The 14,129-nt window shown below is 59.9% G+C and carries 11 protein-coding genes and 1 pseudogene; 6 read left to right on the plus strand and 6 right to left on the minus strand.

Going from position 1 to position 14,129, the window contains the following annotated elements; translation table 11 throughout:
- Positions 1-11 precede the first annotated feature (11 nt).
- Positions 12-1,322: an MFS transporter gene (locus tag HKK52_RS03110; protein ID WP_169369359.1), complete on the minus strand. Its 1,311-nt coding sequence runs from the start codon at positions 1,320-1,322 to the stop codon at positions 12-14.
- 170 nt (positions 1,323-1,492) lie between these two features.
- On the opposite strand from HKK52_RS03110, the gene HKK52_RS03115 reads away from it, so the two are divergent.
- The 5 genes and pseudogenes from HKK52_RS03115 to HKK52_RS03130 all read left to right on the plus strand — a co-directional run bounded on the left by HKK52_RS03115 (position 1,493) and on the right by HKK52_RS03130 (position 7,201).
- Positions 1,493-2,605: a sugar diacid recognition domain-containing protein gene (locus HKK52_RS03115; protein WP_133836458.1), complete on the plus strand. Its 1,113-nt coding sequence runs from the start codon at positions 1,493-1,495 to the stop codon at positions 2,603-2,605.
- A 228-nt stretch (positions 2,606-2,833) separates the two neighbouring features.
- The gene (locus HKK52_RS03120) at positions 2,834-3,976 is read left to right on the plus strand and encodes a glycerate kinase (RefSeq protein WP_169369361.1); all 1,143 of its coding nucleotides are present in this window, start codon (positions 2,834-2,836) and stop codon (positions 3,974-3,976) included.
- A gap of 371 nt (positions 3,977-4,347) precedes the next feature.
- Positions 4,348-5,115 (plus strand): annotated as a pseudogene (locus tag HKK52_RS32905) (MCP four helix bundle domain-containing protein); the annotation flags it as partial.
- Complete coding sequence (locus HKK52_RS32910; RefSeq protein ID WP_429515914.1) at positions 5,110-5,973, plus strand: methyl-accepting chemotaxis protein; 864 nt, start codon at positions 5,110-5,112, stop codon at positions 5,971-5,973. The pseudogene HKK52_RS32905 and the gene HKK52_RS32910, both read left to right, overlap by 6 nt.
- A gap of 40 nt (positions 5,974-6,013) precedes the next feature.
- On the plus strand, positions 6,014-7,201 hold the full coding sequence (locus HKK52_RS03130) for a pyridoxal phosphate-dependent aminotransferase (protein WP_169369365.1): 1,188 nt from the start codon (positions 6,014-6,016) through the stop codon (positions 7,199-7,201).
- A gap of 115 nt (positions 7,202-7,316) precedes the next feature.
- On the opposite strand, the gene HKK52_RS03135 is transcribed toward HKK52_RS03130, so the two are convergent.
- From HKK52_RS03135 to HKK52_RS03155, 5 genes are all read right to left on the minus strand, one after another.
- A complete protein-coding gene (locus HKK52_RS03135) occupies positions 7,317-8,294 on the minus strand; it encodes an NAD(P)-dependent oxidoreductase (protein ID WP_169369367.1) in 978 nt (325 codons plus the stop codon).
- Positions 8,295-8,315: 21 nt separating this feature from the next.
- Entirely contained in the window at positions 8,316-9,614 is a 1,299-nt protein-coding gene (locus HKK52_RS03140; protein ID WP_169369369.1) for an MFS transporter, read from the minus strand.
- Between the two features lie 125 nt (positions 9,615-9,739).
- Positions 9,740-10,714: a sugar kinase gene (locus tag HKK52_RS03145; protein WP_169369371.1), complete on the minus strand. Its 975-nt coding sequence runs from the start codon at positions 10,712-10,714 to the stop codon at positions 9,740-9,742.
- Entirely contained in the window at positions 10,707-11,489 is a 783-nt protein-coding gene (locus HKK52_RS03150; protein WP_169369373.1) for a sugar phosphate isomerase/epimerase family protein, read from the minus strand. Before HKK52_RS03150 ends, HKK52_RS03145 begins: the two co-directional genes overlap by 8 nt.
- An 84-nt stretch (positions 11,490-11,573) precedes the next feature.
- Positions 11,574-12,599, minus strand: a complete 1,026-nt coding sequence (locus HKK52_RS03155; protein ID WP_169369375.1) for a LacI family DNA-binding transcriptional regulator — start codon at positions 12,597-12,599, stop codon at positions 11,574-11,576.
- Between the two features lie 242 nt (positions 12,600-12,841).
- Between HKK52_RS03155 and HKK52_RS03160 the strand changes: the two genes are divergently transcribed.
- The gene (locus HKK52_RS03160) at positions 12,842-13,696 is read left to right on the plus strand and encodes a hypothetical protein (protein ID WP_237150665.1); all 855 of its coding nucleotides are present in this window, start codon (positions 12,842-12,844) and stop codon (positions 13,694-13,696) included.
- Positions 13,697-14,129 lie beyond the last annotated feature (433 nt).

Here is a 14,129-nt window from a genome sequence, read left to right on the forward strand (position 1 = left end):
GGGAACGATCATCAAACCTTCAACGTTCGCGTCATCCGCAGCGCCAGCACGCTGCCACCGACAATCACGCCCGCCAGCAGATACAACGCCGCATCGGTCGACCCGGTGCTGTCCTTGACCCAACCCACCAGGTACGGACTGAGGAAACCGGCCATCTGACCCATGGAGTTGATCAACGCCAAACCGCCCGCCGCCGCACCAGCACTGAGCAGCGCAGTCGGCACCGGCCAGAACATCGGCAGGCCGGTGAGGGCGCCCATGGTCGCAATGGTCAGGCCCAGAATCGCAATCGCCGGCGTGGTGGCGAAGTTCACCGCGATCAACAGGCCAACAGCGCCCATCAACATCGGCACCACCAAGTGCCAGCGCCGCTCTTTGCGCAGGTCCGCCGAACGACCGACCAGCAACATGAACACCGCCGCCAGCAGATACGGAATCGCACTCAACCAGCCAATCACCAGGTTATCGCTGAAGCCCAGGTTCTTGATAATCGACGGCAACCAGAAGTTGATCGCATAAACGCCGCTCTGGATGCAGAAATAGATCAAACCAAAGGCCCAGATCGCCGGGTTCTTGAACACTGCCAGCAGCGAATCAGTGGTAGTTTTCGGCTTGTTGGCCAAGTCTTCAGCGTGGTCCGCTTCCAGTACTTCACGCTCGAACGGCGTCAGCCACTTGGCATTGGCATAACTGTCGCTGAGCAGAAAGTAGGCGAGGGCGCCGAGGATCACGGTCGGAATCCCTTGCAACAAAAACATCCACTGCCAGCCCGCCAAACCCGCTTGGCCGGCGCCGAAGTGGTTAAGGATCCAGCCAGAGAACGGGCTGCCGAGCAGGCCGGACACCGGGATCGCTGACATGAACAGCGCCATGATGCGACCACGGCGGAAGGTCGGGAACCACTGCGAAAGATAGAGCACTACGCCCGGAAAAAACCCGGCTTCGGCCGCGCCGGTGAACAGACGCAAGGTGTAGAACTCGGTCGGCGTGGTGACGAACAGCAGGCACGTCGAAAGCGAACCCCAGACAATCATCATCAGCGCAATCCAGCGCCGTGGGCCGAATTTGGTCAGGGCCAGGTTGCTCGGCACGCCACACAATACGTAGCCGATAAAGAAGATCCCGGCGCCGAGGCCGTACACGGTTTCGCTGAATTTCAGGGCGTCGAGCATCTGCAGCTTGGCGAATCCAACGTTCACCCGGTCGAGGTAGTTGAACAGGTAGCAGATGAAGATGAAGGGGATCAAACGCAGGGTAATGCGTTTGTAGACAGCGTTTTTGTCGTCTGCAATGGTCTGGGTAACGGCTGCGCTCTGTGACATGGCGGGCTCTCTCTTTATTATGATTTTTTGCGATGCAAAGGGTAACGTTGATCGCCCTGTGAGTCTCGGCCACCGCTTGGGTGGTTGTCTTTGTGCCTGAGCACAGGGTTTGCCGACAAGGCCTGTGCGGGTGAACAACCCGTCCCACCACGCTTTCAAGGATCTGCCCAATGTTTGAACTCGATCACGACCTGGCCCAGGACATCGTCGACCGGGCCATGGCCATCCTGCCGTACAACGTCAACGTCATGGACAGCCAGGGGCTGATTCTCGGCAGCGGCGAGCCGGAGCGGATCAACACCCGCCACGAAGGCGCGCAACTGGTACTGGCCAACGGGCGCGTGGTGGAGATCGATGCGCAAACGGCGATTCACCTCAAAGGCGTGCAGCCGGGAATCAACCTGCCGCTATTGCTCGATCAACGGCTGATTGGCGTGCTCGGCATCACCGGCGAACCCGAGCAATTGCGCACCTACGCCGAGCTGGTGCGCATGACTGCGGAAATGCTGGTGGGCCAGCGTAATCAGCAGGCTGAGCAGCAATGGCGGCGCCAACGTTGCGATGATTTGCTCGCCTTGCTGCTGACCGACGCCGGGGATTCGCCACGGCTGGTGGATGAGGCGCAGCAATTGGGACTCAAACCTCAGCTATCGCGGGTGCCGTACCTGTTCGAGTTGGGCCTGGAGCACGGGCCGGGGCAGACCGTCGAAGCCCTCAGCGCCTGGCTGATCAGTCGTTACCCCGACAGTTGGTGCGTGAGTTCCGCCAAGTCGTCGCTGCTGTGGTGCCGGCCGGCGAGTCAGGCGATCGAGCATGAGCGGTTGCTGGAAAAACTCGACGGCCTGGGCTGGAACATTCTGCGCATCGCGGTCGGCGGCCAGGCCGATGGATTGCCGGGTTTGCGCCGCTGTTATCGGCGGGTCGGGGATTTGCTGGCCTACGGACGCGATGTATTGCCGCGCTCGCGGTTGTTGACGCTGAACCGGTATCGGCTGCCGGTGATGCTCTGGCGGCACCGCAACGACGATGCGCTGGACGAGTTGCTCAAGCCGCTGCGCAAAGTCATCGCCAAGGACAACAACGGTCAATTGCTGGCGACCCTGCGTTGCTGGTGTGACCACGATGGGCAGAGCCAGGCGTGTGCGGATGCGTTGGGCATTCATCGTAATAGTCTGCGCTATCGCATGGAGCGGATTGCCGAGTTGAGCGGGGTTGATCCGTTGCGGCTGGATGGGATGTTGGCGCTTTATCTGGGTGTGCAGCTTCTGCCGCAAACTGATTAATGATCACCGTCCCGTAGGAGCTGCCGAAGGCTGCGATCTTTTGACTTTGACTTTTAAGAACAAGATCAAAAGATCGCAGGCTTCGCCAGCTCCTACAAAAGCGGTCCCGCATCTGCAACGCCCACTTTGTAGAAATGAACAATAAACGCCACCCGGGCTTGTGCAGCGGACAGGCGTCATCACTCCGGGCAACTGGCAGCATGGATGCATTGAAAACGGAGAATTCTCATGAAAATCGTCATCGCCCCCGATTCGTTCAAGGACAGCCTGAGTGCCCAAGGCGTAGCCGATGCCATCGCGCTGGGATTGGCCGAGGTCTGGCCGCAGGCGCAGTTGGTCAAGTGCCCGATGGCTGACGGCGGAGAAGGGACGGTCGAGTCGATTCTGGCAGCGTGCGCGGGCGAATTGCGCCGCACCACCGTGCGCGGCCCGTTGGGCACAACGGTTGACGCAGCCTGGGGCTGGCTGCCGCACAATCACACCGCAATCATCGAAATGGCCGAGGCCAGCGGCTTGCAACTGGTGCCGACGGGGCAGCGCGATGCCTGCATCAGCAGCACCTTCGGCACCGGCGAACTGATCCGCGCCGCGCTGGATGCCGGGGCACAACGGGTGATCCTGGCGATTGGCGGCAGTGCCACCAATGACGCTGGCGCCGGGGCGATGCAGGCCTTGGGCGTCAAACTGTTTGACGCCCAAGGCCAAATCCTCGCGCCCGGTGGCCTGGCGCTGGCGCAACTGGCCCGCATTGACCTGAGCGACATCGATCCGCGCTTGAACGCGGTGCGCTTCGACATCGCTGCCGACGTCAACAATCCATTGTGCGGCCCTCATGGCGCCTCAGCGATTTTCGGCCCGCAGAAAGGCGCCTCTGCGGCGCAAGTCCAGCAGTTGGATCAGGCGCTCGGGCACTTTGCCGATCTGTGTGCGCAGGCATTGGACAAAGACGTGCGCGATGAACCGGGCAGCGGCGCGGCGGGTGGCCTGGGGTTCGCGGCCAAGGCGTTTTTGGGTGCGCAATTTCAGGCCGGTGTGGAAGTGGTCGCGGAACTGGTCGGCCTGGCCGAAGCGGTGGAGGGCGCGGACCTGGTGATTACCGGTGAAGGCCGCTTCGATGCCCAGACCCTGCGCGGCAAGACGCCGTTTGGCGTGGCGCGGATTGCGCGGCAGCAGGGTGTGCCGGTGATTGTGATCGCCGGAACCCTGGGTGAGGGTTATCAGGAACTGTACGAGCACGGCATCGACGCCGCGTTTGCCCTGGCGAGCGGGCCGATGACGCTGGAGCAGGCTTGCGCCGAAGCACCGAGATTGTTGCGCGAGCGGGCGAGCGATATCGCGCGGGTGTGGCGCATTGCAGCTCGCAACGCCTGACCTGTAGCAGCTGCCGAGCAGCGTTCGGCGGCGAAGCCGTCGTAAACCCTGCAATCACGGTCTGCCTGAAACACCGCGGTGGCTGATTTTGCGACGGCTTCGCCGCCGAACGCTGCCTCGCGGTGCTCGACAGCTGCTACGAAACTTGAGTTCGCACCATTAAGGTGGTGTTTCACCGTTGAAACACCCCTAACCCCTTGAAATATATTTCCACTCCCCCCGCAAAAAACCTCAAGCCCGGCCGATAACCCCAATAGGCGCGCACAAACCTATTACAACAGTGTCGCCACGCTATCCGGCCGGCCTTCATGCCCCTCGGAAAGTGATTACGGCACGGATGCTTCGACGCTCACCCACCCGAGAATCATCCTATGTCCCTGCGTAATCTGAATATCGCGCCTCGAGCGTTCCTCGGTTTTGCCTTCATCGCCTTGCTGGTGATCGTGCTGGGTGTGTTTGCGGTCAATCGCATGTCGATCATCCGCCAGTCCTCGATTGACATGGGCAGTACCCAACTGCCCAGCGTCAGTTTCTTGGGCAATGTCACCGAAAACATCCTGCGCATGCGCATTCTCTCGTTCCGCATCCTGGTCAACCGCGAGCCGGCCAGCCTGCAGGAAGCCGAAACCCGCATTGGCGTGCTCACCGATAAGGCCCGCAAGGCGCAGGCCGCTTATGCCAACTTGCCGGCAGGCCCGGAGGAAGCGGCGCTGTTCAAAGTGTTCAGCACCACCCTCGACAATTACATGCAGGCCCAGCGGGAAATGCTCGACCTGTCGCGCCAGAACAAAGTCGATGAGATGCGCAGCCTGATCAACACGCGGATCAAGGAAGGCACCGACCTGATGGGCGAACAGCTCAACAAACTGGTGGCGTACAACATCGACGGCGCCAAAAACGCGGGGGTTATTGCTGAAGACAACTACAACACCGCCGTGAACGGCATCATCGTCGTGTCAGTGGTGGCGGCGCTGATGACTGTGCTGCTGGCCTGGTTGTTGACTCGCAGCATCGTCACACCGTTGAACCGCGCGGTGCAGGCAGCGGAAACCATCGCCGGCGGCAACCTGACCAAAGCCATCGAAGTCGATGGCAAGGACGAACCGGCCCGCTTGCTCGGCGCCTTGTCCACCATGCAGGACAACCTGCGCAAAACCATTGAGCAGATCGCCGGTTCCGCCACCCAGTTGGGCGCTGCCGCCGAAGAACTGAGCACCGTCACCGAAGAAGCCTCGCGCGGTCTGCAACAGCAGAACAACGAAATCGAACAAGCGGCCACCGCAGTCAATGAAATGACCGCAGCCGTGGAAGAAGTGGCGCGCAACGCCGTGTCGACCTCCGAAGCCTCGAACCAATCGACCCTGGCCGCTCGCGAGGGCCGCAACCGTGTGGTGGAAACTGTCGACGCGATCCAGACCATGACCCACGACGTACAAAACACTTCGGTGATGATCGAAGGCCTGGCCGCGCAAGGTCGCGACATCGGCAAGGTGCTGGACGTGATCCGCGCCATCGCCGAACAGACCAACCTGCTGGCGCTTAACGCGGCCATCGAAGCCGCCCGTGCCGGTGAAGCCGGGCGTGGTTTTGCGGTGGTGGCGGACGAAGTTCGGGCATTGGCCCATCGCACCGCGCAATCGACCCAGGAAATCGAAAAAATGGTCGCCGGCATTCAAAACGGCACCGGTGAAGCGGTGTCCTCGATGCAGCAAAGCAACCAGCGCACCCAAAGCACCCTGGAAATGGCCCGCGCCGCCGGCGTTGCCCTGGAGCAGATCACCCAATCGATCCACCTGATCAACGAACGCAACCTGGTGATCGCCAGCGCCTCGGAAGAACAGGCTCAGGTGTCCCGCGAAGTCGACCGCAACCTGGTCAACATCCGCGATCTCGCCACCCAGTCCGCCGCCGGTGCCAACCAGACCAGCGCCGCCACTCATGAACTGTCGCGATTGGCGGTGGATTTGAATGCGATGGTGGCGCGTTTTGTAATTTGAGATAGGGTTGAGTCTGGAACACGCGCGATAGGAGAAGTACATGCGCTATTCAGCCCTGACCCAACGCATCGCCGGTGACGGAGCGGCAGCCTGGCAGATTCATGATCGAGCGCTGGAGTTACGAGAGCAGGGCGTTGATGTGTTGCTGCTGACCGTGGGCGATCCGGATTTCGACACGCCCAGACCGATCGTCCAGGCCGCCATCGACAGTTTGTTGGCCGGCGACACCCATTACTCGGATGTGCGCGGCACTCGGGCGCTGCGCGACAGCATCGCCAGCCGTCACCGGCGCCGCAGTGGTCAGGCGGTGGATGCCGGGCATGTGATTGTCTTGCCGGGGGCGCAATGTGCGGTGTACTCGGTGGCGCAATGCTTGCTCGATCCGGGCGATGAAGTGATCGTCGCCGAACCGATGTACGTCACCTATGAAGGCGTTTTCGGGGCCTGCGGGGCCAAAGTGGTGCCCGTTGCGGTGCGGCCGGAGAACGGCTTTCGCGTGGACCCGGCCGATGTCGCGGCGCTGATCACGCCCAAAACCCGGGTCATTTTACTCAACAGTCCGAACAATCCTTCCGGCGCCAGTCTTTCATTGAAGATCTGGCAAGAGCTGGCGCAGCTGTGCGTTCGTCACGACTTATGGCTGATCAGCGATGAGGTCTACAGCGACTTGCTGTACGAAGGCGAGCATGTCAGCCCCGCCAGTTTGCCCGGCATGGCCGAGCGTACCGCGACCATTAATAGCCTGTCCAAATCCCACGCCATGAGCGGCTGGCGGGTTGGTTGGGTCATCGGCCCCAAACCCTTGGCCGAGCACTTGATGCACCTGTCGTTGTGCATGCTGTTTGGCATTCCGGACTTCGTGCAGAAAGCCGCACAAGTGGCGCTGGATGGAGATTTGCCGGAAGTGGCGCAAATGCGCGAAGAGTATCGCCAGCGACGCGACCTGGTGTGCGCACGGTTAAGCGCATGCCCGGGTATCCGGCCGATCGTGCCCGATGGCGGGATGTTCGTGATGGTCGACATACGCCCGACCGGGCTATGTGCCCAGGGGTTTGCCGAGCGGTTGCTGGAAGGGTATGGCGTTTCGGTGTTGGCGGGTGAAGCCTTCGGGCCGAGTGCGGCGGGGCATATCCGGATTGGCTTGGTGGTGGATCAGGTGAAACTGGCGGATGCGTGTCGGCGGATAGCCCTTTGTGCGGCGGATTTGCTGGAGGCGCGTAGAGCCTGATCGTTCCCACGCTCTGCGTGGGAATGCCGCCAGGGACGCTCCGCGTTCCGCTTTTGAATGTGACGCGGAGCATTACGGGATGCACTCCCACGGGTCGCGTGGGAACGATCACCGTTCAGGCCTTCCAGGCCCCGGCATTCACCAGATTCACCGGCCGCTCACCCGCCAACGCCATCAGCAGATTGTCCACCGCACACCTGGCCATCGCCTCCCGCGTCTCATGGGTCGCCGAGCCAATGTGCGGCGTCGCCACCACGTTGTTCAACTGCATCAGCGGCGAATCGTGATTCAGCGGCTCACGCTCAAACACATCCAGCCCCGCCGCACGAATCTGTCCCTCACGCAGGGCCTGGATCAGCGCCGCTTCGTCCACCACTTTGCCCCGGGAAATGTTGATGAAGATTGTTTCCGGGCCCATCAAGGCAAATTGCTCGGCACCGATCAACCGTTCGGTTTCAGCGGTCAGCGGCAAGGTCAGGCACACGAAATCCGCCTCTTGCAACAGCTGCGGCAGGCTGCGGTATTGCGCATTGAAACGCTGTTCCACCGCCGGTTTCGGCGAGTGGCTGTGATAGATCACCGGCATGCCAAAGCCGAAATGGCCACGCTGGGCCAACGCTTCACCAATGCGCCCCATGCCGATGATGCCCAGGGTCTTGCCATGCACATCGGTGCCGAACTGCGCCGGGCCGACGTTACGATTCCACTGGCCGGCGCGAACCATATTCGCCAGTTCCACCACACGCCGCGCGGAGGCCAGGATCAGCGCGAAACCGGTGTCGGCGGTGGTTTCGGTAAGCACATCCGGGGTGTTGCTGAGCAGGATCCGGCGCTCGGTCAGGTAGTCGATGTCGTAGTTGTCGACGCCCACCGAAACGCTGGCAATCGCTTCCAGGTTTGGCGCCAGGTCGAGCAAGCCAGCGTCCAGTTTCAGACTGGCGCCGAGTAAACCCTGAGCGCGGGGCAAGGCATCGCGCAACTTGGCCAAACCCTCGGCATCGAGGCTGTCGATCAGGGTCACGTCGGTCTGCTCATGCAGGCGAGCCATCAGCAACGGCGAGAGTTTCTTGTACAGCACGACCTGCTTTTTCATCGTCATCATCTCAACTTCAATTCAAGGGTGAGCAGGCACCGGCCGTTTCGCAACGGCTTTGGCCACGACCCGGTCACTCGCACCGGGCTTGAGGAAAATCGTCAGCACGACCGAGAGCATCAATGCGCCGCTCATCAACAGATAAGAAGCGCCGGGCGAACCGGTGGTGCTATTCAGGTAACCGACCAGATAAGAACCGCCAAACGAACCGAGGGCGCCCATGCTGTTGATCAGGGCCATGGCGCCACCGGCAACGTTGGCCGGAAGGATTTCCGGGACAATCGCAAAGAACGGCCCGTAAGGCGCATACATGCAAGCCCCGGCGATCACCAGCAAGGTGTAGGACCACCAGAAATGTTCAGCGCCCAAGGCGTAGGAACCGTAGAACGCAATTGAGGCGATCAGCAGTGGAGGCCAGACGAAGCGTTTGCGCTTCTGCAATTTGTCCGAACCCCAGGACACCGCGAGCATGCCGATCACCGCCGCCAGGTACGGCAGCGCCGAGAGCCAGCCGGCTTCGACCATGTCCATCTGCAAACCGGCCTTGAGGATCGATGGCAGCCACAGCACGAAACCGTAGACGCCAATGCTCCAGCAGAAAAACTGCAAGGCCAGCACGATCACTTTGGGTGAGCGGAAGGCTTCGGCGTAGTTTTTCACCGCTTTGATCCCGACTTGTTCGGCCGCCAGGGCGCTTTCCAGGTCTTGTTTTTCCTGGTCGCTGAGCCACTCGGCCTGGGCTGGACGTTCATCGGCCAAACGCCACCAGATAAAGGCCCAGAGCACCGCCGGCAAGCCTTCGATGATGAACATCCAGCGCCAGCTGAAATGCTGCACCAGGTAGCCCGAGACCACCGACATCCACAGCATGGTCACCGGGTTGCCGAGGATCAGAAAGGTATTGGCCCGCGAGCGTTCGGCGCGGGTGAACCAGTGGCACAGGTAGACCAGCATCGCCGGCATCACCGCGGCTTCAACCACGCCGAGCATGAAGCGGATGACAATCAGCCAATAGGCGCTGGAGACGATCCCGGTCAGGGTGGCGAGGCCGCCCCAAAGGATCAGGCTGACGAAAATCAGTTTCTTCACGCTGTGCTTCTGCGCATAGATCGCGCCTGGCACCTGGAAGAAAAAGTAGCCGAGGAAGAACAGCGCCCCGAGCATCGACGACAGGCCCGGAGTGATCATCAGGTCTTCGGCCATCCCGGAGGCGGCGGCGAACCCATAGTTGGCGCGATCCAGGTACGCCAGGCTATAGGTGATGAAGACGATGGGCATGATGTACCACCAGCGGCGGGTGGCGAGTGTTGCGGTTTTCATGTTTGGTGCTCCTGAGCTTGTTGTTTTTGTCGCAGCAGGTAACGGTCTAAATCTTCATTGATCGTTCCCACACTCTGCGTGGGAATGCCTCTAGGGACGCTCCGCGTCCCATGTGACGCAGAGCGTCACGGGCTGCATTCCCACGCAGGAGCGTGGGGACGATCGGGTATGTGGCTCGGCAGTTCCATTCGGGTCGGCAATCCTTCCATATCCCCCCGACTCTGCACCGCCCGGCTGCCAATCCAGTTGGCGCGCTGCACGGCGTCGGCAAAGCTGTGGTTTTCCAGCAGGGCGCTGATCATGCCGACGGCAAACCCGTCGCCGGCGCCGACGGTGTCGACAACGGTTGCCACCGGCACGCCGGCCACAAAACCCTGATCCAGATGCGTGCGGTAATACGCACCGTGGGGCCCAAGCTTGATCGCTACCGCTTCCGCCCCTTGATCGAGGTAAAACGCCGCAATGTCGGCCGGGTCTTCAAAACCGGTGAGCAAGCGACCCTCGCTCAAACCCGGCAGCACCCAGTGGGCGAGGGCGGCGAGGCGGTTGATCTCGCTGATCATCTGTTGCTCGCTGGCCCACAGGCTCGGGCGCAGGTTCGGGTCGAAGGACACGCTGCGTCCGGCATTGCGCATGCGGCTCATCAACTCGAAAGACATCTCACGGGCGCTTGCCGAGAGCGCCGGAGGAATGCCGGTGGCGTGCAAGTGCCTGGCGCTCAACAGCTCAGGTTTGATCGACTGCACCGACAAGTGACTGGCCGCTGAACCTCGACGGAAATACTCGACCACCGGATCGCTGCCATCGTCGGTGCGCGACTTGAGTTGAAAACCGGTTGGGTGGGCCGAATCGAGCTCGACATGGCGGCAATCGAGGCCTTCTTTTTCCAGCGTATCGATAACAAACCGACCCAGGGAATCAGCACCCACCCGGCTCAGCCAGGCGACGTTGAACCCCAACCGCGATAAACCAATGGCCACGTTGTTGTCGGCCCCGGCAATGCGTTTATGAAAATGCCCGACCTCGGCCAGGTCACCGTTCTGCTCGGCGACGAACATCGCCATGGTTTCGCCGAACGACAGAATATCGATCTCAGACATGCGCGCTCTCCAACCGTGATTGACCGAGGCGGGCGAGGGTGGCCACGTGTTCGCTGGTCAGTTGCACCAGGTCATCGCCCTGCAACGGATATTCCGCCGCCCGCATGATGCCTTGGGTCATGTGCCGCAGCAGTTGTTCCCACAGATGCAGGTCGGCGGCGCCGGGTGGTATCGCCACCAGTTTGCCGTCGGCGCGGCGCGCTACCGCCTTGCAATGTACGTAGCCAACGTGCCGACCCAGCAACCGCGCGGCGCTGGCGGCGGACTGGTCCTGCCATTGCCAGTTGCCGATGTCGAAGGTCATTTTGATCGGCAAGTTGTGCTGCTCGACTTCATTGAAGAAACGCTGGAACGGCTCAATGCGGCCGCCGTGCAAGGTCTGGTCGTTTTCGACCAACAGTTGCACCGGGCACTGGCTCAGTTGCCTGGCCAATGCCTGGAGATCGTTGTTGTCGGTGAAGTAGCCGAGCGAGACTTTCAGCCACTTGGCGCCGAAGGTCTGAGCCCGTTGCAGGGTCCTGGCCAGTTCAGCGTTGGGCCGGGATTGACCGGCCAGCCACAGTTCCATGGGTGAGGAGTAGACGCTTTCCAGACCTTGAGCCTGAGTGGCATCGGCCAGTTGTGCCGGGTCCTCAACCGTCAACAACTCTTCACGCCATTCGATGCGTGTAGCGCCGGCGGCGGCCAATACGTCGACAAAACTGCCTTGACCGCGCTGGCGCACCAGGTCGGCGCCGTAACTCGACAGGCTGATGGAAACGGGTGGTTTATTCATTGTTATTTACCTCTGAAACCGGTTTCATTTTTGTTCAAAAAAAAGGGCCGCTTGTATGGTGTGCCCGCGAAGGCGCCAGCACAGTCAACCCAAAACCCCACGGGTCGACCCACGTACAATCAACCGCGCCGCAAAATCCACCGTACGCACCGCCCCGACATCCCCGCGCAACCGCTTGAGCAAACACTCAAACGCACTCGCGCCAATCTCCGCCGTCGGCTGGGCCAGGGCGGTGATCCCGCTGCCCACCAACGGATACCAATCCAGATCATCAAGGGCGATCAGGCCGATGTCTTCAAACAGATTGCACCCCAGTTCGCGCAACGAATGGGTGCTGGCCAGCGCGGCAATCCCGTTGGCACAGAACAGCGCTTTCGGCCCAGGGCCAGGTGTATCGAGGAAGGTTTTCAAACGAGAAGTCAGCTCGCCGCCGGTTTCGACCACTGCACCTTGCAGCGCCGAACGTTGCTCAATTTGCGCCTTGAAACTGCTCACCCGTTCAATCCGCGAACTGGTGCCGTCAAACGGTTCAGTCACCAACAGCACATCGCGATAGCCGCGCTCTTCCAGGTGGGCGAGGGCCATGGCGACAGCAGCCGGATTATCCAGGCCCACCAAATCGCTTTCGAGCTGCTCGACCTTGCGGTCCACCAGCACCAGCGGCATTTCCCGATGCAACTCGCGCAGTTCATCGCGGTGATGGCCCAGGGTGTTCACGATCAAGCCTTCGATGTTGTACGAACGCAACAGCGCCAAATGCTGACGTTCCTGCTCGTCATCGCGATCGGTATTGCACACCACAAGGCTGTAACCGTGTTGGCGGCAAGCGGTTTCCACGCCATGCATCACGGCAATCGAATAAGGGTTACGGATATCGGCCACCAGCATGCCGATCAGGCGGGTGCGTCCGCGTTTGAGGCCGCGGGCCATCTGGTTCGGGCGGTAGCCCAATTCACTGATGGCTTGTTCGATGCGCAGGGCAGTGGCGTCGGAGAGCAGGGCGCGGTCATCGCCAATGAAGCGCGAGACGCTGGCCTTGGACACGCCGGCGTGTTCGGCGACGTCGAGCATGGTGACGCGGCTGCGCTGGGCGGCGGAGAAATCGTTCACATCGATAGACCTTGTTATTCGTGTTGTCCGATGTTTCGTCAATGGTGACTGAAACCGGTTTCAGGGAAACCTATAACTCCATTGGCGTCAACTATATTTCGGCGGAGGTCGAGCCTGGATATAGGCCTTTCCAGACAGACGGTCGACAAACCTGTCAGATCTGACAGTAGCCAGATTTGGCGTACGAGCGCTAAATTTTCTTCAAGCGGAATGTTCAAAATTTCACATGAAGAGCTACTTAAATGTCTATGCATAGCGACCCAGAGCAACCCGTTGCTGCGAGTACCTCCGATGCAGGTATTTTGCTTGATCAACCACGTGTACTGGGTGTCGATCCCCTGGACCCTTCAGGAACCTTGCCAGCCGATGCCAGACTGAACGGGATCACTGTAATCATTCCGCAGTGGCCGAACTTTCCGACGGGCGTCCAAGTGCATACCGTGGATATTTACATTGTGGGCATTATAAACGCCGTCGCTCAGCGCAGTTATCGCGCTGCCGACGTTGCGCCGGAGTTCTTTATCCCGATTCCGGCAGCCTTGTTACCCGTTACACCATCGTTTGAGATTTTTTATAATGTTCGCACCCCGAATCCAACAACATCTCCTATAAGACGTTTGACATTCCGGGTCGCCCCCCCGCCGCAAGAACTTGCAGCCCCCATTTTTCCCGATGCCACCATCTATGGATACATAAACTGCAACAAGGTAGTAAGAGAACCTCCCGATCCGGATGCATTATTTGTTTGGGAGGGTATTCGGATATCGATTCCATTTGATGATCGTTTTCTTGCAAACGATGTCATTCAACTGGTTTGGCAGTGCTGGACGAATTTAAACGGTTCCGGCCCGGCTTTGACGCCTCCAGGAACCTTTTTACAGCAGATCACTGCGGCAGATATCAGCGGCAGGAATAACATTCGTATAGTCATACTGCCGTTCAACACCTGGATCGAACCGATGACGACTAACAATTCCGCGGATGCGACTTATACGTTGGTACGCAACGGTGTTCCGCAACTAACTTCCTTCAAAGGCATAGTAAAAGTTGACCGGAAAATACCCGGCGAGTCAGGGTTTTGCAAGAGCGCACCCTGAATGAGGTAATTATCTATCTGTCTGTTGTGGTAGATGCTTGATTGCAGTTGTCAAGCCAGCAATCGGTTGTTTGGGTGGTCGCTTGTTGTTTTTCAAGAATCTATTGTTGCTGTCCTGCAAGTTTAGTTGTCTGGAACGTGGCGGTATTGCTAGTTCTATTCCCTTCGTTCATTACGCTGACTTGTTTTTTTTATTGAAGTTCACATCGTTATGGAGAATCAAAAATGACCATTGTTCAAGATAGTGAAGTAGGTGCGTCGGGGGGTGGGGTTCTTGTTGCACCGACACCCACATTGCCGGACGGTCGCGGGGCAGCGGGCAATATCATTCCAGTGACAGCCATTCCGCCTGGGCGGGATTTGGTGCTCAGGATAGCGACAACGACGTGGGTCACTCCAAATGATAACGACACATACGAGGTACAGGTAACGCG

This window comes from Pseudomonas sp. ADAK2 (assembly GCF_012935755.1).
Lineage (GTDB): Bacteria > Pseudomonadota > Gammaproteobacteria > Pseudomonadales > Pseudomonadaceae > Aquipseudomonas.